Consider the following 25,698-nt stretch of genomic DNA (forward strand, 5'->3'; position numbering starts at 1 on the left):
CATTAAGCTCAAGTTGAAAGGGCTGAGTCCCGTGCAATACAGGACTCAGCCCTTGGGCACCTAGTCTTCAACCGTCCAACTTCGTGGGGTCAGTTCAGCGCGGAGCCTCTTCGATGCGCGCCGGACGAAGCCGGCGCAGGCATTGTTCGACGTTCGTCAGAAGATATTGCGCAGGCCGATCGCGATGCCCGTCTGGTTGCTGCGGCCGGGCAGCTCGACGTTCGCCGCGCCGTTCGTCTTGTTGAAGTCGACGGTGCCGTAGATTTCGGTGCGCTTGCTCAGCGCGTACTCGGCGATGCCGACGATCGCGTAGCGGTTGCCGCTCGCGAGCGTGCCGTTCGTCGTCATCGCATTGCGCATGTGGTCGTAGTAGAACGCGCCCGTCAGCGTCAGCGGCGCGCTGACCTGCCAGCTCACGCCCGCGAACGGACCGTCGTCGATGCGGCCCGTGCCCTTCGCGACCGGAATCGTCTGCTGCGCGAGCAGGCTGTCGACGAAGCCCGTGTCGTCCTTCGAGCGCAGGTAGCCCGCGTAGATCTTGGCCTTGCTGAACGCGTACACGACGTTCGCGTGATAGATCGTCTGCTTGCGCGCCGAGTTGTCGCTGTTCTGCTGCGCGCCGGCCGCGATGCTGAGCGGGCCCATCACGTACGACAGCGACACGCCCCATGCATTGCCCTTGCCGAGCGAGCCCGGAATCTGGCCCGAGAAGCCGCCGGCGCCGGTCGATTCGTAGTTGGTGCCGGTCGAGTACATCGCCTTCGCCGTCAGGCCCTCGAACTTGCCCGTGTACTTGATCTGGTTGTCCGCATACAGGCCGCCGCCGAGCGCGACCGGCAGCCACGCGTTTTCGAGGTAGTTGCCGACGGTCAGAGGATCGTAGGTATCCGCCAGCAGGTCGAACAGCGGCGTCTTCTGGCGGCCGAGCGTCACGGTGCCGTACGGGCTCTGCAGGCCGACGTACGCCGCGCGGTTGAACAGGCGGCCGCTGTCGGCGAATGCGCCGTTCTGCAGGTTCACGCCGCTCTCGAGGTTGAACACGGCCTTCAGGCCGCCACCGAGGTCTTCCGTGCCGTAGATGCCGAAGCGGCTGTTCGTGATCGCGCCGTTGGTCATCGACAGCAGGCCGTCGTTCTTCGCGTTGGCGTTGGTCAGGTAACGGATGCTGGCGTCGGCGACGCCCCACAGCGTGACCGAGCTTTGTGCTGCTGCGTACTGGCTGGCGAAGGCCAGCGCCGCGCCCCCTGCGATGACTGCGAGTCGGGTGGTCTGCTTCATGAGCGTTCCTTTTTTAGGTGTCTCCATTCATGACCGGCCGCGTGCGCAGCCGGGTGGCGATCGCGGCGCGCTCATGGCGCGCGCGATGTGGGGTGAATCATAGGATGAGTACGGAGGCTGAAAGAAATTGAAATGCGCGGCAATCGCGCGATTGTCGTCCGGGAACAACGGTTCGCGCGCGAGGCGGGTTTTCGTGCGGCGGCGGCACGGTGCGCGGCGGCGCCGGCGGGCACGCGCGGCGCTGCAAGGTTCGGCGATGGTGCGGCGTGGTCATGCGGATCGCGGCGAAATCGCCGGTGCGATCGCTGCGGCGGGTTGCTTGCCGGTTGCCGGTTGCCGGTTGCGGGTTGCCCGCCTGCCGTCAGGCCGTTTGCGTCGCTCCGTCGCTGCTGTCGCCCGCGTCGCGGTTACCGCCCTCGCCGCCCTCGCCGCCCTCGCCACCCGCACCGCCGTTCCCCGCGCGACGCCACGCACGCCGCACGATTTCCGCGAACGCGCCGACGAGCAGCAGCACGGCGCCCCACAGCGCGATGTCCGGCACGAGCCGCGTCACGAGGCCGCCGACCACCGCGCCGCCCAGGAAACAGAAACTGATCGTCGCGAGCAGCGCCGAGTCGTGCAGCGCGCCCGCGTCGTAGCGCGGAATCAGCCCGACGAACAGCTTCTGCGCGGCGCGCCGCAGGTTGCCGGTCGTCATCACCGACGTGTACGACAGTGCCTCGAGATGGGTGAACGACAGCGTCTGCAGCGTCGCGACGAACGAGATGCCCGGAATCAGCCATGCGCTCGACGCGCCGACGACGCCGCTCGCGGCGACGCCGAGAAACGCGATTTCGACGATCAGGCTCACGAACGCCGTATGCCGCATCCAGCCGCGCTGCGCGGCCAGGGCGAGCAGATGCGCGACGAACACCGCGAGCACGAAGCCGCCGAGCGGCGGCACGTGATGCAGCGCGGCTGCCCATTCGCCGGCCGACAGGTTGATGCCGAGCAGCGCGACGTTGCCGGTCATCGTGTTCGCGAACACGTGGCCGTGGCCGACGTACGTGTACGCGTCGAGGTAGCCGCCGGACAGCGTCAGCAATGCGGCGACAGTGAGATTGCGGCTGGCGCCGTCGAGATCCATCGATCCTCCCGTGAAAAGTCGCGCCAGTATCGCGCACGGGAGGGCGGTTGTGCGCCGTTCACTGCCCGATGCCCGTGAGCCCGATCAGCGCGCCGCCCGCGAGCAGCCACAGCGGATGGATGCGCGTGCGCCACGCGAGCACCGCACATGCGGCCGTGATGCCCCACTGGATCGCGGTGCGGTTCGACGCCTCGGAAATCAGCACCGCGCTGGCCGCGACGAGCCCGGCCGTCACCGGCATCATCCCCTGCTGCACATAGCGGCGCCACGGCCGGTCGCGAAAGCGCTCCCACGCATGCAGCGCGAGCACCGTGACGATCGACGACGGCCCGAACTTCGCGACCGACGCGACGAGCAGCCCGGCCCAGCCGGCCACGTGCCAGCCGACCAGCGACACGATCATCATGTTCGGCCCCGGCGCCGCCTGGGCCAGCGCGAACAGCGCGGTGAACTCGTGCGCGCTCATCCAGTGGTGCACGTCGACGACCTGCCGCTGCATCTCCGGCAGGATCGTGTTGCCGCCGCCGAACGCGAGCAGCGACAACTGGCTGAAGATCGTCGCGATGGCGATCAGCGTGTCGCTCATGGCCGGCGCTCCTGTTGCGCGTGGGGCGAGTCGTGCGCATCGTGCGCGCCTCGCGTGGCATCCGGCGCCGGCCGCGGCGCGCCGGCCTCGCGGCGGCGCGACGCGAGCCAGATGCTGACGGGCGTCAGCACCAGCATCGTGGTCAGCAGCGGAAGTCGCAGCACCGCGATCGCGACGAATGCGAGCGCCGCAATCGCCGCCGCGGTGCGCGGCGCCCGAAGCAGCGGCTTCGCGACCTTCACGGCCATCGCGACGAGCAACCCGGCCGCCGCCGCGGCGAGCCCCGCGAACAGGTGCTGCACGTGCGGATCGTTCTGCGTCTTCGCGTACAGCACGCCGAGCGCGACGACGACGAGCGTCGGGCCCGCGATCAGCCCGAGAATCCCGGCGAACGCGCCGGCGACGCCGCGAAAGCGCATGCCGACGGCGACTGACAGATTGATCACGTTGCCGCCCGGCAGGAACTGGCATAGGCCAAGCAGATCGGTGAATTCGTCGGCGGAGAGCCACTTGCGCTCGTCGACGATCGTGCGCCGCGCGAACGGCAACGCGCCGCCGAACGACATCAGGCCAAGCGACAGGAAACCGGTGAACAGCTCGGCGAGACCGACGCTGGGAGGGGGTGCGGCAGGCGGCGGCGAGGCGGGCGGAAAGGCGGATTGCATGGGGCTCCTCATCAAACGGTGAACCGAGGTTACCGCCGTTCAGGATTCCGGCAAAACGATTTTATCGGCGCGCCCTTGTGATCTAGAATCACAAGCATGGCACGCGATCTCCCGCCCTTTTCCGCGCTTCGGGCCTTTGAAGCCGCGGCACGACATGAAAGCTTCAGCGCCGCCGGCGACGAGCTGCATGTGACTCACGGTGCCATCAGCCGGCAGATTGCCGGGTTCGAGGCGTGGCTCGGCAAGCCGGTGTTCCACCGCTACGGCAAGCGCGTGAAGCTCACCGACGAAGGCCGCCGCTACCTGGACACCGTGCGCGCGGCGTTCGACAGCATCGCGCACGCGACCGAGCAGTTGCGCAACACCGGCGCGGCGCGCGTGCTGCGCATCAACGCGCTGCCGACCTTCGCGATGAAATGGTTGCTGCCGCGCCTGTCGCGGTTCCAGCGCGACGTGCCGAACGTCGAGCTGAAGCTGTCGACGTCGAACGCGCCGCTCGACACGCTGAACGGCTTCGACGTCGCGATCCGCCGCGGCCCCGGCCACTGGCCGAACTGCACGAGCGGCCACTTCCTCGACGAAAGCGTGATTCCGGTGTGCAGCCCGGCGCTGCTCAAGCGCGCGCCGATCACGCGCGCCGACGATCTCGCGCGGCACGTGCTGCTGCATTCGGATACGCGGCCGGAAGGCTGGCGCGACTGGTTCGCGGCGGCCGGCGTCGCGATGAAGGGGCGCAAGCGGCAGTCGTTCGACCATTTCTACCTGGCGCTGCAGGCGGCGGTCGACGGGTTGGGCGTCGCGCTCGGGCCGCTGCCGCTGATCGACGACGAGCTGGCGAGCGGGCGCCTGGTGATGCCGCTCGACGGGCCGCGTATCGCGACGCGCAGCTACTGGTGGATCGCGCCGGGCGCGCCGGCCGACGATCCGCTCGTCGCGCAGTTCTGTGCGTGGCTGCAGGGGCAGTCGAATACCGGTGCATGAGGTATGCGCAACGACGGGCGGCATTGCACCGCCCGCGCCCGAATCACACCACCGGCCCCGGTTCCTTCTCCTTGCGCAGGATCGCGTACAGGATGATCGCGCCGAACGTCGCGGTGCCGATCCCGCCGAGCCCGAAGCCGCCGAGCTTCAGCGAGAAGTCGCCGGCGCCGAGCACGAGCGTGACGGCCGCGACGATCAGGTTGCGGTTGTCGGAGAAGTCGACCTTGTTGACGACCCAGATCCGCGCGCCCGTCACCGCGATCAGCCCGAACACGACGATCGACACGCCGCCGAGCACGGGGCCGGGAATCGTCTGGATCACCGCGCCGAACTTCGGCGAGAAGCCCAGCCCGATCGCGATCAGCGCCGCGACCGCGAACACCAGCGTCGAATAGATCCGCGTGACGGCCATCACGCCGATGTTCTCCGCGTAGGTGGTCACGCCCGTGCCGCCGACGCTGCCGGACACGATCGTCGCGAGCCCGTCGCCGATGAACGCGCGGCCGACGTAGCGGTCGAGGTTGGTGCCCGTCATCGCGCTGACGGCCTTGATGTGACCGAGGTTTTCCGCGACCAGGATCACCGCGATCGGCGCGAGCATCAGCATCGCGTGCGGATCGAACACCGGCGCACGGAAGCTCGGCACGCCGAACCACGCGGCCTGCGCGACGATCGCGAAATCGATCGGCTTGCCGAGGCCCATCCCGTTGGTCGCGATCGCGTAGATCACGTACGCGATCACGAGCCCGACGAGGATCAAGAGGCGCTGCATCATCCCGCGCGCGAACACCGCGACGCCGCCGACGCACAGCACCGTGACGAGCGCCATCACCGATTCGAAGGTCGAGCCGGACACGCCCTTGACCGCGATCGGCGCGAGGTTCAGCCCGATCACCGCGACCACCGCCCCGGTGACGACGGGCGGCATCAGCGTCTCGATCCAGCGCGTGCCGATCGCCTGCACCAGCGCGCCGAGCGCGACGTACACGACGCCGCACGCGACGATCCCGCCGAGCGCGACCGGAATGTTCGGGTTCGGGCCGCTGCCGCCGTAGCCGGTCACCGCGATCACGAGGCCGATGAACGCGAAGCTCGAGCCGAGATAGCTCGGCACGCGCCCGCCGACCAGCACGAAGAACAGCAGCGTGCCGATGCCCGACATGAAGATGCACAGGTTCGGGTCGAAGCCCATCAGCAGCGGCGCGAGCACGGTCGAACCGAACATCGCGACGACGTGCTGCACGCCCATCGCGACCATCTGCGGCCACGCGAGGCGCTCGTCGGGGCCGACCACGCGCGAGGCCGCGCCGGTCGATTGGACCCGCCAGCGCGGGAAGTAGGAATCGGACATGGGGAAAGCGCTCCTGTCGGTCATCGGTCGCCGGCTGCGAAGGATGCGCCGGTCTGGAATCTGGCGCGAGTTTACGGAGCGGAATGGGGGCTGGCAAGCGAACCGGTAGGCGGGGGCCGGCCAGACGAGAACGCGGCAGGCCGCGCGAGAGAACCGGGGCGCGACCGCGCGGCCCGGCGAAGCGCCCGTCCGCGCATGATGCGCGGACGGCGGCGGCAAGCGCCGGCCGCGAAGTAAGCATGCGCTCACCTCGAAGCCGGCGCCGCGTGCATCACGGATTGATGTACTGGAACAGCGACAGGTTCTGCAGTTGCACGTACGCCTTCTGCGCGCCGGTCAGCGCGTTCTGCACCTGCAGGTACTGGCTGATCGTCGTGACCATGTTGGTGCTGGTCAGGTCCGTCAGGTTGCTGGTCGTCTGCAGCGACGCGGTCTGGGTGACGGCCTGCATCGCCTTCACTTCCTGCTCGCGGCCGCCGACGGATGCCTGGATCGTCGTCACGTTGCGCATCGTGTTGCCGACCTTGATCGACCCGGTCATCAACGCGTTCTTCAGCGACACGGCCGCGACAGGGTTGCCGGTCACCGGCGTCTTCAGCGCCGCGATCATCGAGTCGAGCGTCGAGAAGATGTCGGCGCCGCCGCTTGCCTGCGGGCCGGGCGTCACGGCGAACGTATCGCCGGTGCTCGGCGTGCCCGATACGGCCACCGTCATCCCGCTGCCGAGCGCGATCGACGCACCCGACGTATAGGCCTGCGCGGGCGTCGTGGTCGGCGGCTTGGCCGAGTTGTCGGTCACCGTGTAGGTCGGCGCGGCGGGCGTGCCGCCGAACGTGATCGCGAAATGGTGATCGTTGGTCGCGGCGGACGGGTCCGTCACCGTCACCGCGCCGATTGCGCCGGTGCCGACGTTGCCGGCGCCGGCCGACGGAACCTGCGCGCTGCCGAGCGACGGCACGGACATGAACACCGCCGAACCGGTGTCGCCCTGCGACACGCTGCTCGAATCGGCGATCTGCACCTGGCGCGTGCCCGAGTCGCCGACGTAGCTGATGCTGCCGTTCGGGCTGGCCGTGAACGGCGCCGTCGAATTGTTCAGGCCGGCGAACAGGTAATTGCCGGCACCGTCGTTCGAGTTCGCGAGCGTCACCAGCTGGTCGCGATAGCCTTGCAGCTGCGTCGCGAGCGCCGAGCGGTCGCTGTCGGCCAGCGAGCCGTCGCCGGCACGCACGATCAGCGTCTGCACGCCGGTCAGCACGCTGCTCACGCTCTGCAGCGCCTGGTCCTCGGCCTGCAGCGACGCGAGCGCGGTGGTCTGGTTGGTCGCGTACTGCGACAGCGTCGCCGACGTCATCGACAGCTGCACGGCCTGCGCCGCGCCGACCGGGTTGTCGGCCGGCGTCTGCAGGCTCGTGCCGCTCGAAATCTGCTGGTACAGCTGCGCGAGCTGCGCCTGCTGATCGTTCATCTGTGAAACGTTCAGCTGGAAGAACTGGGCGCTGGAAATTCGCATCGCTTCTATCCCTCGAATCCGGTCAGTTGAACAGGCCGAGCACGGTCTGGAACAGCGTCGCCGCCGTCTGGATCACTTTCGCGTTCGCCTGGTAAAGCTGCTGGTACTGCATCAGGTTCGCCGCTTCCTCGTTCTGGTTCACGCCCGACACCGACTGCTGCGCGGTCGTGATCTGGCCGACGAGCGAGGTCTGCGCGGCGCTCGACGACTTCAGCTGGCTCGCCGTGTTGCCGATCGCGTTCACGTAGTTCGCATACGCGCCGGTCAGCGTCGTCGTGCCGCCGCCGAGCGCCTTCGCGGTGACGAGCTGCGACAACGCTTGTGCGTTGGAGCCGTCGCTCGTGCCGCCCGCGTACGGTCCGATCGTGAACGTGTCGCCATCCGACGGCGCGCCGGACAGCGTGACGGTCACGCCGTTCATCACGCCCGCCGGAGCCGGCTGCGTGGTGCTGTTGATCGTCAGCTTCGCGCCGGCCGTCGCGTTGTACGGCACGCTGTCGGTCGGGCTCGTGATCGTCACCGAGGTCGGCGGGGTGCCCGCGATCGTCACCGTGGTGCCGGCCGGGAAGCCCGACAGCGACTGCGACGCCGCGTCGTAGGTCAGCTTGGTCGGCGTCGTCGGCACCTGGTAGCCGGCGCTCACCGCGCCCTGCGTGATCTTTGCCGTGCCGATGTTGGTTTTCGATGCCGCAGCGACCACCGGCGACGCGGCCGCGATCGCCGAGCCGCTCGTGGTCGCGAGGCCGAAGCCGGTCAGCGCGCCGCGCGTCGGCAGCACGGTGAACTGGTCGCCGGCATTCATCGCGCCGGACGAGAACGAGAAGTTCAGCCCGCCGAGCGAGACCGGCATCGGACCCGCCTTCTGGTCGACCACCGACCCGCTCGCGCGGTCGGTCAGCGTGTAGTTCGTGCCGTCGTACGACAGCGTGTAGTCGCTCGTCGTCGGCTGCGACGCATTGGCGAACGACACGGACAGCGACGCGTTGCCGGTGTTGCCCTGATTCGAATAGACGGTCGGGTTCGTCACCGTGAACAGGTTGCCGCCCGGCTTGCCCGCCAGATCGACGCCGAGCGCGTTCTGCGCGTTGACCTGCGCGGCGAAGCTGGTCGCGAGCGCGCCGAGCTGCGCCTGGGCCGGGTCGAGCGTCTGGCGGCGGAACGCGAGCAGGCCGCCGAGCGTGCCGCCCGACAGCGACGCATCCGGCAGCGCCTGGTTCGGCCCCTGCGGATTCGCGCCGGCGATGCCCTGCGACACGACGGTGAGCTCGCTCGGATCGGACGACGACGTGACGGTCGCAAGCTGGTAGCTCTTGTCGGCGACGACGAGCGGCTGACCGCCCGCCAGGAATACGCTGTAGCCGCTGTCGTTGCGCACGACCTGCACGCCGGCGAGGCTCGACAGGTTCGACACCGCGAGGTCGCGCTGGTCCATCAGCTGGTTCGGCGGCTGCCCCTGGCTGCTCGCCGCCGAGATCTGCTGGTTCAGCTGCGCGATCTGCGCGGTGTACGTGTTGATCTGCGACACGGTGCTGGTGAGCTGCGTGTTCACGCTCTGGCGCAACGCGTCGTATTGCTGGCCCGCCGCCTTCAGCTGGTCGCCGAGAATCTGCGCGTTGCTGATCGCGGTCTGCCGCACCGACGGATCGGACGCATTGTTCGCGACGTTCTGCAGCCCGGTGAAATAGCTCGTGATCGCGGTCGAGATGCCGGCCGTCGGGCTGCCGACGTAGTTATTCAGCTGCGCGACGAGCGAATACCACGTCGACAGCGCGCCGCCCTGCGTCTGCGCGCCGTTCAGCTGGTCGCTCAGGTACTGGCTGTACTGCCGTTGCACGGTGACGGTGTTCACGCCCTGCGGCATGTAGCCGCTGCTGGTGTACTGCCCGCTCGCCTCGGCATAGACGGGGCGTTCGACCGAATAGCCCGGCGTCGCGGCGTTGCTGATGTTCTGGCCGGTCGTCGTGAGGCCCCAGAGCGCGGCATTCAGGCCGCTGACGCCGAGGTTCATGAGTGTGTTGGACATGCGCGATCCTGATGAGCTGGCCGCGCTGCGGCCGCCGGGTTGCGTGACTCCCGGTATAACGGCCGCGGATTGAAAAAATTGAGGGAAAAATGCATGCGCGGCGCACGGGTGTGCGTCGCCGCCGGAAGCGGCCGGCGGAGGCCGCCGGCAGCGCCGCGCAGACGGCCCGTGGGGGCCGGCCGCCGGATGCGCGTCAGGCTCGCGCGAGCGAGCGGCGCTTCATTTCGAGTTGCGTGATCAGCCGCTGCAGCGTGTTCTCCGCGCTGCCCGGCAGCGACATGTAGCGAAAGCCGAGCTGGTAGCGCCGCGACCCGTTCGGCATCTGCGTCGAACGCTGCGACACCAGTTGCAGGTCGAGCGACAGCTTGCCGTGGCCGGTCAGCTCGAGCTCGACGTCCGGCAGCAGCGTGCCGACCTCGAGCGCCTCGACGCGCTCGTCGGCCGTGCGCAGCCCCACGCCGCCGAGCGACAGGTTGTGCACCTCGAACAGGAAGCTTTCGCCGTCCGGCAGCTTGCCGCGGCACAGGAACGGATCGACGATCGGCGCGTCGACGCGGAAATATTCGCGGCGCTGGATGCACACCAGCACGTCGGGGAAATCGGCGACGAACGCGGGCAGCCCCTCGTAGCGCGTCTCGCGCGGCGTGCCCGTGGTGAATTCGACGCGCACGCCCTCCGGCGCGGCCGCGAACGTGCAGTGCGACGCGCCGAGGATGCCGGCGTTCTGCTCGGACAGCGCGCCCCAGTCGAACGTGAACGTCCGCTCGCCGACGTCGACCTCGAGCAGACGCGTGACGAGCTGGCCGCCCGGATACTGGACGGTCAGGAAATCGCCGCGGTTCACCAGGTTGCGCAGCTGCACGCCGATTTCCAGCGGATTGCGGCGGGCATAGTCGGGCCCGGAGTGGCCTGCATCCAGGCTGGGGTCCGTCGACGTTTCGATATTCATGGCTAGCCGGTCTTTCTTGTCATGGGCGCCCGGGGCAACCGGTGCGCAATAAAACCGGGCCAGAACGGGGGCCCGGTCGCAGGTCTCTCACACTTAGCGGCAGTGCTGACCGAAAGTTTAGATCGAAACGGCGATTTATTTCTCGCAAACGTTGAAACCGCGCGCGGCAAGGTGCCGGGCGCGGTCCGAGGGGGGCCAACCGGTGGCGGGCGCGGCCGTCAGCCGATCTGCTGCATGATCGAGATCAGCTTCTTCGCGTAATTCGGGTCGGTGGCGTAGCCGGCCTTCTGCATCCCGTGCGCGAAGCCTTCGACGCTGCGGCTCGCGCTCAGCACGCCCGCATAGCGCGGGTTGTTCTTCAGCAGGTTCGCGTAATCGGTCATCGCGTGCTCGTACGAGTCGTACGCACGGAACTTCGCGACCACGCGGCGCGGCGTGCCGTTCACGTATTCGGTGGTCAGCGCCGACACGGTGCGGCCGGTCCAGCCCTTGTTCGCCTTGATGCCGAACACGTTGTAGCTGGTCGAGCCGTCGGTCGCGCGGATCTCGCGCTTGCCCCAGCCCGATTCGAGCGCGGCCTGGCCGACGATGAAACGCGCCGGGATGCCGGTCGTCGCGCTGGCCGCCTGCGCGGGAGCCGCGAGCCGGTCGACGAACGCGTCCGCGTTCGGCACGCCGCTCGCGCCCTTGACCGGCGGCGTCAGCGCGCTGCCGGCCGAGTAGCCGCGCGCACCGGCGAGCCCGCCGTTGTTCGCCGCGTTCGCATAGGCCTTCGCCATCGCGTTCATCGCGGCGAGGCTGCCTTCGTTGCCGGCCGTGCCGAGGCCGCCGGCGCCCATGCCGCCCGCGCCGACGTCGGCCGCCGTGTCGCCGCCCGCGCTGGCGCCCGCATTGCGCAGCAGCTGCTTCATCAGCGCATCGGCGACGCCGATGCCGCGCGTCGACATCTGCTGCGCGAGCTGCTGGTCGAGCATCGACGTGTACATCTTCGACGTATGCGAATCCAACAAGCCGCCGTCGGGCGATGCATCGCGCATGCTCTTGAGCATCATCTGCGTGAACATCGCGTCGAACTGGCCGGCGACCGCCTTCGCGCCGGCCTGCGGCGACTGCTTCGCCTGCGCGCGCAGCGCGTCGAAACCCTGCACGTCGAGCGCGAAGCGCTGCGTGAGGTCATTTGCGTTGGGGAGCGTGGCTGCCATTTAGATCACCTCCAGGTCGGCGCGCAGCGCGCCGGCCGCCTTCATCGCCTGCAGGATCGACATCAGGTCCGCGGGCGTCGCGCCGAGCGTGTTCAGCGCCTTCACGACGTCGGCGAGATTCGCGCCGGCCGTCACCATCTTCAGTGCGCCGTTGTCCTGCTTCAACTGGATCTGCGACTGCTGCGCGACCACCGTCTGCCCGTTCGAGAACGGCCCCGGCTGCGACACCACCGGCTGCGTGTTGACGACCACCGACAGGTTGCCGTGCGCGACCGCGCAGCTTTGCAGCGTGACCATCTGATTCATCACGATCGAGCCGGTGCGCGCGTTCAGGATCACCTTCGCAGCGGCCTTGTCCGGGCTCACGTCGAGGTTCTGCAGGCGCGCCATGAACGCGACCTGCTGCGCGGAATCGGCCGGCGCCGCGAGCTGGATCGTGCGGCCGTCGAGCGCCGTCGCGGTGCCCGGGCCGAAGCTCGAGTTGACCGCGGACACGATCCGCTGCGCGGTGCCGTAATCCATGTCGTTCAGCTGCAGCTGCAGTACGCCGTTCATCTGCGCGACCGCGTTCGGCACCGCGCGCTCGACGATTGCGCCGCCGACGATCCGGCCGGCCGCGAGCTGGTTCACCTGCACGCGGCTGCCGTTCGCGCTGGCGCCCGCGCCGCCGACCGCCATGTTGCCCTGCGCGAGCGCGTACACCTGCCCGTCCGCGCCCTTCAGCGGCGTGAGCAGCAGCGTGCCGCCGCGCAAGCTCTTCGCGTTGCCGAGCGACGACACGGTCACGTCGAGCGCTTCGCCGGGCCGCGCGAACGGCGGCAGCGTGGCCGTCACCATCACGGCCGCGACGTTCTTCAGCTGCATGTTGTTCAGCGACGACGGGCCGCCGTTGGCCGAACCGTTGTTGATCGAGATGCCGAGGTTCGCGAGCATGTTCGCGAGCGTCTGCGTCGTAAACGGCGTCTGCATCGTCTGGTCGCCCGTGCCGTCGAGGCCGACGACGAGGCCATAGCCGATCAGCGGGTTGTCGCGCACGCCCTGGATCTGCGCGAGATCCTTCAGGCGTTCCGCATGCGCGGGCGCGGCGCCGAGCACGCACGCGGCCAGCACGACGGCGGCACACCGCGCGACGGCGCGTGCACGCAGCGACAGGCGGTGGAAAAGAGGCAGCTGCATCGTCATCACCACGGCGCGATGTTGAGGAAGAAGCGCTGCAGCCAGCCCATTGTCTCGGCTTCGTTGATGTAGCCCTTCGACGAGTATTCGATCTTCGCGTCGGCGACCTGCGTCGAGTAGACGGAGTTCGCGCCCGAGATCGTGTTCGGGTTGACGACCCCCGAGAAGCGCACGAATTCGTTGCCCTGGTTGATCAGCATCTGCTTCTCGCCGCTGACCACGAGGTTGCCGTTCGGCAGCACGCTGGTGACGGTCACCGTGATCGTGCCGTTGAACGTGTTCGCCGCGCTCGCGCCGCCGGTGGCCGCGAACTTGTTCGCGCCGGCCGCCGACAGGTTCGCCTTCGCGAACAGCCCGCCGAGGAACGCGGCCGTCGGCACGCTGAAGTCGGTGTTGCCCTGCCGGTTGGTGTTCGCGCCCGACGACTTGGTCGCGTTGATGTTCTCCGCGATCATGATCGTCAGGATGTCGCCGATGTTGCGCGGGCGCTGATCCTCGAACAGCGGCCGCCCCGCGTAGCCGGGGTTGTAGATCGAGCCGGGCGCCTGCATCGACATCGGCATCGGCGGCTGCGCCGTCATCGGCTGCTGGATGATCGGATCGCGCGGAATCTGCGCGCAACCGGCGAGCGCCGCCACCGCGACCGCGCACGCGGCGCGGACGGTGGCTGACGAGGGGAGGCGAACCTGCTTCATGGCTGCGACGGGACGTTCCGGTTAGCTCTTCATCTGCGTGACGGTCTGCAGCATCTGGTCGGACGTCGTCACGGCCTTGCTGTTGATCTCGTAGGCACGCTGCGTCTGGATCATGTTGACGAGTTCCTGCACGACGTTCACGTTCGACGCCTCGACGTAGCCCTGGTTGAGCACGCCCGCGCCGTTCAGCCCCGGCTGCGACACGTTCGGCGCACCCGACGACGTCGTTTCCGCGAACAGGTTCTCGCCCTTCGCCTCGAGGCCGGTCGGGTTGATGAAGGTCGCGATCTGCAGCGAACCGATCTGCACCGCGTTGCTGGAACCCGGCTGCGTGACCGACACGACGCCGTCCTTGCCGATCGTCAGCGACTGCGCGTTCTGCGGCACGGTGATCGCCGGCAGGATCTGGTAGCCGCTCGACGTGACGAGCTGGCCCTGCGCGTTGGTCTGGAACGAGCCGTCGCGCGTGTACGCGTTGGTGCCGTCCGGCATCAGCACCTGGAAGAAGCCCGCGCCGTTGATCGCGACGTCCTTCGAGTTGCCGGTCTGCGTGAGGCCGCCCTGCGTGTACAGGCGCTCGGTCGCGACCTGCTGCACGCCGGTGCCGAGCTGCAGGCCCGACGGCAGTTCGGTCTGCTGCGTCGAGTTCGCGCCGGGCTGGCGGATGGTCTGGTACAGCAGATCCTCGAACACCGCGCGCGACGCCTTGAAGCCGTTCGTGCTGGTGTTCGCGAGGTTGTTCGAAATCACGTCCATCTGCGCCTGCTGCGCATTCATGCCGGTCGCGGCGATGTAGAGCGAACGATTCATTTGTCAGGTCTCCTGCTTGGGCTGGCGCGGGCGCTCAGCTGAAATTGAGCAGCTGGTTCGCCGTCTGCTCGTTCTGGTCGGCCGTCTGGATCAGCTTCGACTGCAGCTGGAACGCGCGCGCGTTGTCGATCATCGCGACCATCGCGGTCACCGGGTTCACGTTGCTGCCTTCGATCGAATTCGGCGTGACGACCACGTTCGGGTCGGTGTCGGCCGGATTGCCGTCGGCGGTGCGGAACAACCCGTCGTTGCCGCGCGTGAGCGTGGCCGGATCGGGATTGACGAGCTTGATCTGGTCGACGATCGCGACCGCGGTCGGCGGGTCGCCCGGCATCAGCGCGGACACCGTGCCGTCCTTGCCGATCGTCACTTCCGCGTTCGGCGGCACCGCGATCGGGCCGCCGTTGCCGACCACCGGCAGGTTGCTCGCGTTGACGAGCTGGCCGTTCTCGTCGACGTGCAGGTTGCCGGCGCGCGTGTACGCCTCGCCGCCGTCGGCCGTCTGCACCGACAGCCAGCCCGCGCCCTGCACCGCGACGTCGAGCGGATTGCCGGTGCGCGTGATCGGACCCGGCGCGTAATCGGCGCCGGGCGTCGACGCGAGCACGTAGGTGCGCGTCGTCGTCGGGTCGATGTTGCTGCCGTCGCCGAAATTCATCGGCACCGCGCGATACGTCGCGAGCTGCGCGCGAAAACCCGTCGTCGACGCGTTCGCGAGGTTGTTCGCGACGATCGCCTGCTGGTCGAGCGACTGCGACGCGCCCGTCATCGCCGTATAGATCAGTCGGTCCATGGCTGCCGGTTGTCCGCGCTTACAGGTTGATGAGCGTCTGGTCGACGGTCTGCTGCGTCTTGATCGTCTGCGCGTTCGCCTGGTAGTTGCGCTGCGCGGTGATCAGGTTGACGAGCTGCGAGGTCAGGTCGACGTTCGAGTTCTCGAGCGCGCTGCCCTGCAGCGTGCCGTGGTTCGTGCTGCCCGGCGCCGAGATCTGCGGCACGCCCGACGCCGACGATTCGGCGTACTGGTTGCCGCCGAGGTTCACCAGCCCGTTCGGGTTGTTGAAGTTCGCGAGCGCGATCAGGCCGAGCACGGCGGTCTGGCCGTTCGAGTAGTTGCCGGTCAGCTTGCCGTCTCTGCCGATCGAATAGGTGGTGAGCGTGCCGCTCGCGTAGCCGTCCTGCGCGAGGTTGTTCACGCCGTCCTTGCCGCCGTACTGCGTCGTGCCGGTCAGGTCGAGCGTCAGCGATTGCGGCGTCGCCGAGCCGTCGGTGTTCGGCACGGTGAACTGGAACTGGCCGAGCGACGCGGTCGGCGCGGCCGGCGTGCCGGTCGTCGTGCTCTTGATCGCGCCCGACGTGTCGAACGTGATCGTGCCGAGATCGGTCGTCGCGCCGCCCTGGACGCCCGCGTACGCTTCCCACGTGCCGGCCGCCGACTTCACGAAGTACATGTTGACCGGCTGCGAGCCGCCGAGCGAGTCGTACACCTGGATCGCGGTCGAGTAGTTGTACGTCGTGTTGTCGGTCGCGCTGAACGGCGTCTTGGTCGGCACCGTGTCCTGCGAGTTCAGGTTGAACTGGCCGGTGATCTTGGTCGTCGCGGTCGGCGCGATGTTGTTGGTCGGCGCCTGCAGCGGCACGGTCTGCGCGGTGTTGATCACGCCGCCCGCGTTCGCCGCGTAGCCCATCAGGTTACGGCCCTGCGCGTCGACGATGAAGCCGTTCTTGTCGCGCTGGAACGTGCCGTCGCGCGAGTACGTCGTCACGCCGTTGTTCGACATCTGGAAGAAGCCGTTGCCGTTGATCGCGACGTCGAGCGACGAGTTCGTCGTATTGATCGTGCCCTGCCCGAAGTTCTGCTGCACCGCGTTCAGCGACGTGCCGATGCCGATCTGCGTGTTGACCGACGTCGCGACCGAGTTCGCGTACATGTCGGCGAACTGCGCGGTGCTCGACTTGAAGCCGACCGTGTTCGCGTTCGCGATGTTGTTGCCGATCACGTCCAGCGCGTTCGATGCGCCGGCGAGGCCGCTCAGACCTTGTTGATAACCCATTTCGCTCTCCGTGACGAGAAAACTCGATCAGTTGGTGGTGGTGTCGCCGGTCGAGGACGACTTCGTGTTCGGGAAGATCGACGCAACCTGGGTGAGCCCCACCGTCGTGCCGTTCGACAGCACGAGCCCCGCGGTGCCGTCCGCCTGCTTGACCACGCTCTGCACCGTCGCGGCCCCGAGCGTCGTGGCCGCGTGCGGCGTGCCGTTGCTGTCGGTATACGACGCGCTGACCGTGTACTTGCCGTCCGGCAGCGCGTTGCCGGCCGCATCGGTCGGCGTCCAGTTGAACGGCACGGTGCCGGCCGACTGCGCGCCCGCGTTGATCGTGTTCACGACGGTGCCCGCCGAGTTCTTCACGGTGATCGTCAGGTTCGACACCGAGCTCGCGAGCGACACGCCGAACGGCGACGCCGCGCCGCCCTTCACCGCGACCGCATTGCCCGGCGCGAGCACGTTCGTGCCGATCAGCAGCGCGGCCTGCGTCTGCTGGCCGGCCGTGAGCTGCGTCGACAGCGACGTGAGCGACGTGTTCAGCTGCGCGATGCCGCTCACCGTGTTGATCTGCGCGAGCTGCGACGTCATCTGCGAGCTGTCCACAGGGCTGGTCGGATCCTGGTTCTGCAACTGCGTGACGAGCAGCTTCAGGAACGTCGCCTGCAGGTCGCTCGCCGACGTGCCGTTGGTCGACGACACGTTGTTGGTGTTCATCGTGTCGGTCGGCAGCGTCGACACGTTGGTGCCGTTGCCGCCGATCGTCGTGTTGGAGGAAGTCATCCTGTTGGCCTTCTGTCGGAACTGTCGGTTCGGGTCTCGGTAGAAAAACGTCGGGCGGCGCGCGGCTTACGAGCCGATCGTCAGCGTCTTGAGCATCAGCGTCTTCGCGGTGTTCAGCGTCTCGACGTTGGCCTGGTACGAGCGCGACGCCGAGATCATGTTCACCATCTCCTGCACCGGGTCGACGTTCGGCATCTGCACGTAGCCGTTCGCGTCGGCGGACGGGTTCGCCGGGTCGTAGGTCGATTTCATCGGCGACGGGTCGTCCATCACCTTGGTCACGCGCACGCCGCCCACGCCCTGGCCGGACGCGCTGCGCGCGCCGCCGATCGGATCGGTCGCGAACACGACCTGCTTGGCCTTGTACGGCTTGCCGTCGGGGCCGGTCGCGCTGTCGGCGTTCGCGAGGTTCGACGCGGTCACGTTCAGGCGCTGCGATTGCGCGGACAGCGCCGAACCGGCGACGCCGAAGATGTTCATCAACGAAGGCATGGAGGCTCCTTGTGCTGGGTGCCGGATTCGGAAGCGGCCGGCGCTTGCGAGTTCGTTACGAGTTCGTCGTGATCGCGGCGATCATCGCCTTGATCTGCTGGGTCATCACGGTCATCCCGGTTTCGTAGTGCAGCGCGTTGTTCGCGAACTGCACGCGCTCGACGTCGAGATCGACCGTGTTGCCGTCGAGCGACGGCTGCAGCGGCATCCGGTATTGCGCACGGCCGTAGTCGTCCGACGGGCCGCCGGTCGGGATCAGCTTCGCGGTGCCGGCCATGTGGCCCGCCGCCGTCGACACCATCGACATGCCGCTCGTCACGCCGGCCGGCTGCGCCATCGGCAGTTGCGCGGCGTTGCTGGGCGCGAGGCCGCCGCCCGTCTGCTTCAGCGAGCGCGCGAGCGTCGACGCGAAATCGACGTCGCGGGCCTGGTAGCCGGGCGTGTCGGCGTTCGCGATGTTCGACGACAGCAGTTCCTGCCGATAGGCGCGCACGTCGAGCGCCTGTCGGCCGAACGCGAATTCCGCATCGAGTTTGTCCAGCATGTGTGCGTCTCTCCGTATGAAGCGCTGCACGCCCCTCGCACCGGATGGCGACCCGAGAGGCTTTTTTCCATGACAGCGATGGTAGGCGCGGGACGCAACCGGCAATCGGGCGAATAACGCGGCAAAGGCCCCCTCTATTCATCGTTTGCGCGACGCCCCGGCTCCCTAGAATGCGAAGCGGATCAACGGATCGAGGACACGGCGATGACGGGCGGCGCACTTCGCGGCAGGAACGGGCGGCTCACGCACGCCCGGCGTGCGTTCGCGCTCGCTGCGGCGCTGTGGATCGTCGCGCCCGCCGTGCATGCCGACGACGGGATGATCGTGATTCCCGGGCGCGGCGAGACGGCCGAAACCGCGCTCGCGCACGCCAATGCGGCGAGCGGCGGGCAGTTCGGCGGGAATGCGGGGATCGCTTCGGCGTCGGCTTCGGGCGGGCAGCGCGCGGCTGGCGCGGCGAGCGCCGCGACCGGAGATGGCTACGCGGCGCAACCGGCCGGCCAGATGGTCGTGACGAGCGTTCCGCCGCCGGCCGCTGTGCAGGCCCCTGCGCCGCTTCCGGTCTACGCAGCCGCCCGCGCGAACGCCGGGTACGGCGCAACGCCGCGCGCGGCGGACCCCGCCGCCATCGCGACGGTCGTCGCCGGCACGGCCGAGCCTGCATCGGCTTTCGCGCGGCCGGCGCCGCAATCGGCAGCTTCGGCGCGCCTCGCGGCAGCCCGTGCCGCGTCGGCCGCAGCGGCAGCGCGCACGGCGGCCGCTTCCGCCAACCCGGCCCCGGCCCCGGCCGCCGCTACGACCCAGCCCGCGACGCCGCCCGGCCAGCAAGACCCCGAAACGATCCGGCGCGCGGCGCTCACGTTCCTGCAGCAGCAGATCGCCGGCCTGCCCGGCAAGACCACCGCGACGGTCACGACCGCCTTTCCGCGCGGGCTCGCCGCCTGCACGACGCTCGAGCCGTTCTTGCCGACCGGTGCGCGCCTGTGGGGCCGCACGACGGTCGGCGTGCGCTGCGCGGGCGAGCGGCCGTGGACCGTCTACCTGCAGGCGAAGGTCGCCGTGCAGGCCACCTATTACGTCGCCGCGCGGCAGATCGCGCCCGGCGAGCCGCTCTCCGCGGCCGACCTGGTCGCGCGCGACGGCGACCTGACGGTGCTGCCGCTCGCGGTGATCACCGATCCCGCGCAGGCCGTCGGCGCGACCGCGCTCGCGCGCATCTCGGCCGGGCTGCCGCTGCGGCAGGACATGCTGAAGAGCGCGGCGTCGGTGTCGGCCGGCCAGACGGTGCGGGTCGTCGCGGCCGGCCCCGGCTTCACGATTTCGGCCGAGGGCAGCGTGCTCGCGAATGCGGCGCCCGGCCAGTCGGTACGCGTGCGGATGGCGGCCGGACAGATCGTCACGGCGATCGTCAAGGACGCCGGCACCGTCGAAATTCCGCTGTAGGGACGGAACTGCCGCAAAAATGTAAAGAATTGTTTATTCGGAGCATTTCGGGCTCGCGATGCTAAAGTTCGGGCCGACCCGGCCGTTATCTGGGTCAAACCGTACAGGAAACCCATCGTGAAGATCGATTCCACTCCGAAACCGAGCCCCCTCGCGCCGACCGGCACCGGCGCGGCCCGTGCGCCGTCCGGCACGGCCCAGTCGTCCGCACAGGCAGCCGATGCAGGATCGAGCGGCAGCGACACGAACGTAAACCTGTCGGGTCTGTCCGGCCAGCTGCGTTCGGTATCCGCGTCGGGCGACGCCGATATCGACACGGGCCTCGTCCAGTCGATCAAGGACGCGCTGAACGACGGCACGCTGACGATCGATGCGAACAAGATTGCCGACGGCGTATTGAACACCGCCCGCGAACTGCTGCAACAGCAGCGCCCGCAGGGCAGCTAAGCCCCGGCCTCGTGGCCGGGTCACCCGGTTTGCCGGCGCGCGCGACACCGCACGCACCGGCGTGACGAGCATGACGCGATGAGAGAAGAGCTGCTGGCCACGGTCAACGACGAACACGCGACGATCGAGGCGTTCGCGTCGCTGCTCGTCTACGAGGAAAAGGCGCTGACGACGGCCGAGCCGCTCGAGATGCTGCCCGGCATCGTCGAGAAGAAAAGCGAACTGATCGACCGGCTCGCGCAGCTCGAACGCACGCGCGACACGCAGCTTTCCGCGCTCGGCTTTCCGGCCGGCAAGAAAGGCATGGACCAGGCGGCCGAGCGCGATGCGCGCCTCGCGAGCCGCTGGCAACTGCTGCAACAGGCCGCCGAACGCGCGCGCCAGGCCAATGCGAACAACGGGATGCTGATCCGGATCCGGATGGACTACAACGAGCGCGCGCTCGCGGTGCTGCGCTCGGCGCCCGCGCCGTCCGGCGTGTACGGCCCCGACGGACGCGTGTCGGCGCTCGCGCGCTGACCGGCCGACGTCGCGCCGCGCGGCCGCCCGACGGCCGCGCCTGTCTCCTTCCCTTCGTTACAACAGCGGACACGCGGTGACCTGCGTGCCGCGTTCCACGCACAGCCGCTCGTAGTCGCGCAGATACGCGCGCTCGGCGTCGTCCAGCAGATCCAGATCGATCAGGTCCCAGTCGTAGCCGACCGTCACGATGTTCTCGAACGTCACGGTGTCGGGCTGCGCGTCGTCCGGCCGCACGATCACGATGTTCTCGATCCGCACGCCGCCCTTGCCCGGCAAATAAATGCCCGGCTCGACCGAAATCACCGCATTCGGCACCAGCCCGTACCGCGCGCCCGGCGCGAACCGCACGCCGCCCTCGTGCACGTGAATCCCGACGCCGTGCCCGGTGCCGTGGCCGAAATCATGGCCGTGATCGCGACACACCTGCCGCACCAGCGCATCGACGTCGCCGCCCGTCGCGGTCGCCGGAAAGCGCGTGACGAGCCCCTTGATGCAGGCCTTCAGCGCGACCGTGTAGATCTCGCGCTGCCACGGCTGCGCGACCGTGTCCGGCCGCGTGCGACGCAGCACGACGCGCGTGCAGTCCGTCGCGAAGCCGGCTTCGTAGTACGCGCCGCTGTCGAGCAGCACGAGTTCGCCTTCGGTCAGCTCGACGTCGGCGCTCGCCGCCGTGTAATGCGCGAACGCGCTGTTCGCGCCGTTCGCCGCGATCGACGGAAACGACAGCGCGACCGCCGAACGGGCGCCGTATGCGTCGTTGATCGTGCGCGCGAGGTCGTACTCGGTGTGGCGCACGCCCGGCTCGCCGGTCTTTGCCCAGCGCATCGTCTCGGCGATCGCCGCGGCGCTGCGCGCGAACGCGTCGCGGAACTGGTCGAGCACCGCCGGCGTCTTGCTCGCCCGCATCGCCTCGACCGGGTTGAAATCGGCATGCCGCGCGTGCGGCCACACGCGGTTCACCGCGTCGACGAGCGCGCAGTTCACCGATTCGAAGCCGTAGCACACGTGCTCGACCGCGAACTGCGCGAGAAAGCGCTCGAGCGCCGCGACGTCGCGCCGGATCACGTGCAGCGCCGGATACGAATCGAGCGCGACCTCGCAGCGGTCGCAGCCTTCCGGCAAGAACAACGCCACCTGCGCGCCGACCGCGAACAGGAAGCCGAGGTGCGACGACGCATTCGGGATGTGATAGCCGCGGCTGTTCAGCAGATACGCGAGATCGTCCGACGCGCAGGTGAAGAACGCGGTCTTGCCGTCGGCCGCGCCGGTATGCGCGGCGAGCCGGCGGTTCAGCGTGTCGAGGTTCTGCGCGACGCTCAGGCCGGTCATCGTGGCGGGAATCTCGAAGATCGGCCGCTCGACGTTCCAGCCCGGCAGCGCGATCGCCTGGTCGATTTCGCGATCGGCGAGGCTCGTCCAGTCGAGCGTCGCGGCCTGCGTCTGCTCGAACAGCCGGTTGCGCTGCGCGACGCTGACCCGCCGCGCGTCGTAGCCGACCCGCGCGAGCCGGCTCGCGTGCGCGACCAGCCAGTCGGCCATCGCCTGCCAGATCGTCACGTCGATGCCGAGCTTCTCGACGCGCACGCGCGCCGGATCGCACTGCTCGTCGGCCTGGAAGTGATAGCGGCCATCGACGAACAGCACGAACGGCGGCACGCCGAGCGCCTGCGCGGTCGCCGCGCTCAGGAAGATCCCGCAGCCGGCCGAGCCGTCGAAGCCCGACACCGCGTAGCGCGGGTTGTTGCTGCGCGGCAGGTACTCGGTCACGTACTCGTCCTGCGACGTGATCACCACCGCGTCGAGTCGCGCGGCATCGAGCAGGCGCGACAGGCCGGCCTGGGTCTCGGCGACGGACGCGTCGTACGCGGGAAGGCCGGAGAAGCTGTATTTCAGTCGATCGATCATCGGATGCCCGTTATTCATTGTTGTCGGCGGCCGGCGGCGTGTCGCGGCATCGCGCCTGCCCGACCCCACTCGTCGCCGCGGCGCAGGTCGCGCACGGCGCGACGCACGGCCGGGCCGCGCCGCGGTTTCAGCGGCCGCCCTCGGGAAATTTTCGTCTCACTTAACTTTGTTTGATGCGCGACAGAATCTAGAGCAGGCCGAAATCGAGGTCAAGCCAAAATTTTCGTAGGACTAAAATCGGCGCACGACCTGCGGATCCCCGCACAGCGCCAGCGCCAATTCACCCGGCGATGCTGCGCGGTACAATGCGCCGGCCTCCGCCCCGGCGAGCGCACCGCCGCCGTGCCCGCGCCCCGACTCGTTGCCACGAAAGAGATTCATGGATTCAGACCTCATGCGTATCGGCCAGCGCATTCGCCGCCTGCGCCGGGAAGCGAAGAAGACGCTGCTGGAAGTCGCGACCGAAGCGAAACTGTCGGTCGGGTTCCTGTCGCAGGTCGAGCGTCATCTGACGGGCATCTCGCTGTCGTCGCTCGTCAACGTCGCGAAGGCGCTGGGCGTGCCGCTCGGCACGCTGATCGAGCAGCCGCGCCAGCCGCAGCCCGATTCGCACGAGGGCAGCCGCAAGCCGTACGCGCTCGACGCCGCGTCGCAATGGTACGAACGGCTGTCCACCACGTTCGACGGCAGCCAGATCAACGCGCTGAAAGTGCAGATGATGGGAGGCTACCGGTCGGAATGGGTCGCGCACGGCGGCGACGAATTCGTGTACGTGCTGGCCGGCCGCGTCTGCTACACGGTCGGCAGGAAGCATTACCCGCTGGGGCCCGGGGACTCGCTGCACTTCGACGCGCGCAAGCGGCATCGCGTGGCCAATGTCGGCGACGGGCCGGTCGAGCTGATCACCGTCAGCACGCTGCCGCTGTTCGACGACAGTTCGGCGGAATTCGCGTCCGCGACGACGGAAATCCGGCAGTCGAAGCCCGCCGAGCCGCGCGTGAGCCGCCGTGCGCCGACGCCCAGACGGGATGTTCGCGACGCCGCCGCGGCGCGGCCGTCCAAGGTTGACGCAGCCGACAAGAAGGGTTCGGCGAAGCCGCGCGCCGCCGCCGGCAAACGCCCGGCGGCCGCGACGCCGGCGCGCAGGAAGAAACCGTAACGACCGACAGGCGCACATGCCGCGCGCCCGGTTCCGCGCCGATTACTACTCGCCGACTACTCGCCGATCGCAAGCGCCTGCGCGACGGCCTGGATCCGCGCGCGATGCACGGCTTCCTTGATCTTCTCCGTGTCGCTACCGATGCCACGCGCGATCGCGCCGGCATCGACGCTGCGTGCGGCCGCGAGCGCGACGCGCAGCCGCTCGGCCTGCGGATACGGCTGCGCATCGAGCCCAAGCCGGCCGCGCGCGTCCGACTCGCACGCCTGCAGCAGTTCGGCGAAGCGCGCCGGCTTGCGCAGCGCGTCGCTGCGCTCGAAGAGCCGCACCAGCGCGGCCGCGCCCATCTCCATCACGCGATGCAGGTTGCCGTGCTCGCGCGCGACCACCAGTGCGAGATCGCGGCATTCGTTCGGCACGCGCAGCCGCTCGCACAACGGCTTGAGCAACTCGACGCTGCGGCCCTCGTGGCCGACGTGGCGCGGCAGCACGTCCGCAGGCGTCGTCCCCTTGCCGAGATCGTGCGTGAGCGCCGCGAAGCGCACCGCCAGCGAATAGCCCTGCTTCGCCGCGTAGTCGACGACCATCATCACGTGCACGCCGGTATCGACTTCCGGGTGGTAATCGGCGCGCTGCGGCACGCCCCACAGCGCGTCGACCTCGGGCAGGATGCGCGCGAGCGCGCCGCAATCGCGCAGCACCGCGAACATCCGCGACGGCTTAGCCTCCATCAGCCCGCGCGCGATTTCCTGCCACACGCGCTCGGGCACGAGCGCGTCGACCTCGCCCGCGTCGACCATCCGCCGCATCAGCGCGAGCGTTTCGTCGGCGACCGTGAAATCCGCGAACCGTGCGGCGAAGCGCGCGATGCGCAGGATCCGCACCGGATCCTCGACGAACGCGTCGCTCACGTGCCGGAACACGCGCGCGCGCAGGTCGGCCTGCCCGTCGAACGGATCGATCACCGGGCCGACCAGCGCGCCTTCCGGGCTCACCTCGCGCGCCATCGCGTTGATCGTCAGGTCGCGCCGCGCGAGATCCTCGTCGAGCGTCACGTCCGGCGCGTAGTGGAACTGGAAGCCGTGATAGCCGGCCGCCGTCTTGCGCTCGGTGCGCGCGAGCGCGTATTCCTCCTGCGTCTGCGGATGCAGGAACACCGGGAAATCCTTGCCGACCGGCCGGAAGCCCTGCGCGGTCATCTGCTCGGGCGTCGCGCCGACCACCACGTAGTCGCGGTCCTGCACCGGCACGCCGAGCAATTCGTCGCGGATCGCTCCGCCTACTGCGTAGATGTTCATGGCTGCGGTTCGTATTCGCCGATCACGTTGGTTTCGCGGCGCGCGGCATCGATCCACCGCTGCACCGCCGGCAGCGCCGTCACGCGCGCCGCATAGCCTGCCGCCTCCGGCGACAGCGCCGGCGCATACGTGTTGAAGCGCATCACGACGGGCGCATACATCGCATCGGCAATCCCGAATTCGCCGAACAGGAACGGTCCGCCCGACGCCTCGATGCATTCGCTCCACAGCGCGTCGATGCGCGCGACGTCGGCGAGCGCGTCGGGCGTCGCGCCGCGCCCCGGCATCGACGCGCGGATGCTCATGCCCATCTGCGTGCGCAGCGCCATGAAGCCCGAATGCATCTCGGCGGACACGCAGCGCGCATGTGCACGCGCGAGCGGGTCGGCCGGCCACATCGGGAATTGCGGATAGCGCTCGGCGAGCGTCTCGGCGATCGCGAGCGAATCCCAGATCGCCGCGCCGTGATCGTCGACCAGACACGGCACCTTGCCGGTCGGCGAGTATTCGCGGATGCGCGCGGCCGTGTCGTCGCGGCGCAGTTCGACCACGATCTCGTCGAACGGGATGCCGAAATGCACGAGCAGCAGCCACGGCCGCATCGACCACGACGAGTAGTTCTTGTCTCCAATGACGAGCTTCATGACGGGGTTCCGAAAAATGCGAAACAGGAAACGAAAGGCGCCGACCGGCGGCGCCCCGCGG

25 protein-coding genes are annotated in these 25,698 nt (G+C 68.8%); 5 read left to right on the forward strand and 20 right to left on the reverse strand.

The features are described 5' to 3' along the window. Positions 1-156 precede the first annotated feature (156 nt). The 4 genes from HWX55_RS34030 to HWX55_RS34045 form a co-directional block, all read right to left on the reverse strand. A complete protein-coding gene (locus HWX55_RS34030) occupies positions 157-1,278 on the reverse strand; it encodes a porin (protein ID WP_069621021.1) in 1,122 nt (373 codons plus the stop codon). Positions 1,279-1,639: 361 nt separating this feature from the next. After that, positions 1,640-2,404, reverse strand: coding sequence for a YoaK family protein (locus tag HWX55_RS34035; RefSeq protein ID WP_175978858.1), 765 nt, complete (start codon positions 2,402-2,404; stop codon positions 1,640-1,642). Between the two features lie 58 nt (positions 2,405-2,462). Continuing rightward, complete coding sequence (locus HWX55_RS34040) at positions 2,463-2,990, reverse strand: chromate transporter (protein WP_050014278.1); 528 nt, start codon at positions 2,988-2,990, stop codon at positions 2,463-2,465. Continuing rightward, complete coding sequence (locus HWX55_RS34045; RefSeq protein ID WP_175978859.1) at positions 2,987-3,655, reverse strand: chromate transporter; 669 nt, start codon at positions 3,653-3,655, stop codon at positions 2,987-2,989. Before HWX55_RS34045 ends, HWX55_RS34040 begins: the two co-directional genes overlap by 4 nt. Before the next feature lie 96 nt (positions 3,656-3,751). Between HWX55_RS34045 and HWX55_RS34050 the strand changes: the two genes are divergently transcribed. Continuing rightward, the gene (locus HWX55_RS34050; protein WP_050014276.1) at positions 3,752-4,636 is read left to right on the forward strand and encodes a transcriptional regulator GcvA; all 885 of its coding nucleotides are present in this window, start codon (positions 3,752-3,754) and stop codon (positions 4,634-4,636) included. 43 nt (positions 4,637-4,679) lie between these two features. On the opposite strand, the gene HWX55_RS34055 is transcribed toward HWX55_RS34050, so the two are convergent. The 13 genes from HWX55_RS34055 to flgB form a co-directional block, all read right to left on the reverse strand. After that, positions 4,680-5,987, reverse strand: a complete 1,308-nt coding sequence (locus HWX55_RS34055) for a solute carrier family 23 protein (protein WP_175978860.1) — start codon at positions 5,985-5,987, stop codon at positions 4,680-4,682. 271 nt (positions 5,988-6,258) lie between these two features. Continuing rightward, entirely contained in the window at positions 6,259-7,500 is a 1,242-nt protein-coding gene (gene flgL, locus HWX55_RS34060; protein ID WP_124638312.1) for a flagellar hook-associated protein FlgL, read from the reverse strand. Between the two features lie 22 nt (positions 7,501-7,522). Further along, positions 7,523-9,523, reverse strand: coding sequence for a flagellar hook-associated protein FlgK (gene flgK, locus HWX55_RS34065; protein WP_175978861.1), 2,001 nt, complete (start codon positions 9,521-9,523; stop codon positions 7,523-7,525). A gap of 193 nt (positions 9,524-9,716) precedes the next feature. Continuing rightward, the gene (locus tag HWX55_RS34070) at positions 9,717-10,472 is read right to left on the reverse strand and encodes a flagellar brake protein (RefSeq protein ID WP_050014268.1); all 756 of its coding nucleotides are present in this window, start codon (positions 10,470-10,472) and stop codon (positions 9,717-9,719) included. 218 nt (positions 10,473-10,690) lie between these two features. Further along, positions 10,691-11,674, reverse strand: coding sequence for a flagellar assembly peptidoglycan hydrolase FlgJ (flgJ, locus tag HWX55_RS34075; RefSeq protein WP_175978862.1), 984 nt, complete (start codon positions 11,672-11,674; stop codon positions 10,691-10,693). Continuing rightward, positions 11,675-12,850: a flagellar basal body P-ring protein FlgI gene (locus tag HWX55_RS34080; RefSeq protein ID WP_050014341.1), complete on the reverse strand. Its 1,176-nt coding sequence runs from the start codon at positions 12,848-12,850 to the stop codon at positions 11,675-11,677. Between the two features lie 5 nt (positions 12,851-12,855). Further along, positions 12,856-13,545, reverse strand: coding sequence for a flagellar basal body L-ring protein FlgH (gene flgH, locus HWX55_RS34085; protein ID WP_050014266.1), 690 nt, complete (start codon positions 13,543-13,545; stop codon positions 12,856-12,858). Positions 13,546-13,566: 21 nt separating this feature from the next. Then, a complete protein-coding gene (flgG, locus tag HWX55_RS34090; protein ID WP_174390313.1) occupies positions 13,567-14,355 on the reverse strand; it encodes a flagellar basal-body rod protein FlgG in 789 nt (262 codons plus the stop codon). Positions 14,356-14,389: 34 nt separating this feature from the next. Next, positions 14,390-15,148, reverse strand: a complete 759-nt coding sequence (flgF, locus tag HWX55_RS34095) for a flagellar basal-body rod protein FlgF (RefSeq protein WP_175978863.1) — start codon at positions 15,146-15,148, stop codon at positions 14,390-14,392. Between the two features lie 19 nt (positions 15,149-15,167). Continuing rightward, positions 15,168-16,409 (reverse strand): flagellar hook protein FlgE, encoded by a 1,242-nt coding sequence (gene flgE, locus HWX55_RS34100; protein ID WP_175978864.1) that lies wholly within the window; start codon positions 16,407-16,409, stop codon positions 15,168-15,170. Positions 16,410-16,436: 27 nt separating this feature from the next. Next, positions 16,437-17,183 carry a flagellar hook assembly protein FlgD gene (locus HWX55_RS34105; RefSeq protein ID WP_175978865.1) on the reverse strand — a complete coding sequence of 249 codons (747 nt, stop codon included), beginning with the start codon at positions 17,181-17,183 and terminating at the stop codon, positions 16,437-16,439. A 66-nt stretch (positions 17,184-17,249) separates the two neighbouring features. After that, the gene (flgC, locus tag HWX55_RS34110; RefSeq protein WP_050014262.1) at positions 17,250-17,675 is read right to left on the reverse strand and encodes a flagellar basal body rod protein FlgC; all 426 of its coding nucleotides are present in this window, start codon (positions 17,673-17,675) and stop codon (positions 17,250-17,252) included. Positions 17,676-17,730: 55 nt separating this feature from the next. Further along, positions 17,731-18,219 (reverse strand): flagellar basal body rod protein FlgB, encoded by a 489-nt coding sequence (flgB, locus tag HWX55_RS34115; protein ID WP_175978866.1) that lies wholly within the window; start codon positions 18,217-18,219, stop codon positions 17,731-17,733. A gap of 204 nt (positions 18,220-18,423) precedes the next feature. Between flgB and flgA the strand changes: the two genes are divergently transcribed. From flgA to HWX55_RS34130, 3 genes are all read left to right on the forward strand, one after another. Beyond that, entirely contained in the window at positions 18,424-19,662 is a 1,239-nt protein-coding gene (gene flgA, locus HWX55_RS34120; protein WP_175978867.1) for a flagellar basal body P-ring formation chaperone FlgA, read from the forward strand. 117 nt (positions 19,663-19,779) lie between these two features. Then, a complete protein-coding gene (gene flgM, locus HWX55_RS34125; protein WP_050014260.1) occupies positions 19,780-20,109 on the forward strand; it encodes a flagellar biosynthesis anti-sigma factor FlgM in 330 nt (109 codons plus the stop codon). Between the two features lie 78 nt (positions 20,110-20,187). Beyond that, a complete protein-coding gene (locus HWX55_RS34130) occupies positions 20,188-20,628 on the forward strand; it encodes a flagellar protein FlgN (protein WP_050014259.1) in 441 nt (146 codons plus the stop codon). Positions 20,629-20,685: 57 nt separating this feature from the next. Here HWX55_RS34130 and HWX55_RS34135 read toward each other — a convergent pair whose 3' ends face one another. Continuing rightward, positions 20,686-22,536, reverse strand: coding sequence for a M24 family metallopeptidase (locus tag HWX55_RS34135; protein ID WP_175978868.1), 1,851 nt, complete (start codon positions 22,534-22,536; stop codon positions 20,686-20,688). Between the two features lie 379 nt (positions 22,537-22,915). On the opposite strand from HWX55_RS34135, the gene HWX55_RS34140 reads away from it, so the two are divergent. Next, a complete protein-coding gene (locus HWX55_RS34140; protein ID WP_175978869.1) occupies positions 22,916-23,695 on the forward strand; it encodes an XRE family transcriptional regulator in 780 nt (259 codons plus the stop codon). Between the two features lie 56 nt (positions 23,696-23,751). Here the strand turns inward: HWX55_RS34140 and HWX55_RS34145 are convergent, their stop codons facing one another. Together HWX55_RS34145 and HWX55_RS34150 are read right to left on the reverse strand one after the other, a co-directional pair. Then, entirely contained in the window at positions 23,752-24,993 is a 1,242-nt protein-coding gene (locus HWX55_RS34145) for a multifunctional CCA addition/repair protein (protein WP_175978870.1), read from the reverse strand. Next, positions 24,990-25,637 (reverse strand): glutathione S-transferase family protein, encoded by a 648-nt coding sequence (locus HWX55_RS34150; RefSeq protein WP_175978871.1) that lies wholly within the window; start codon positions 25,635-25,637, stop codon positions 24,990-24,992. The genes HWX55_RS34145 and HWX55_RS34150 overlap by 4 nt, the downstream gene beginning before the upstream one ends. Positions 25,638-25,698 lie beyond the last annotated feature (61 nt).

It is taken from the genome of Burkholderia sp. BCC1047, from assembly GCF_902833155.1.
GTDB lineage: Bacteria > Pseudomonadota > Gammaproteobacteria > Burkholderiales > Burkholderiaceae > Burkholderia > Burkholderia sola.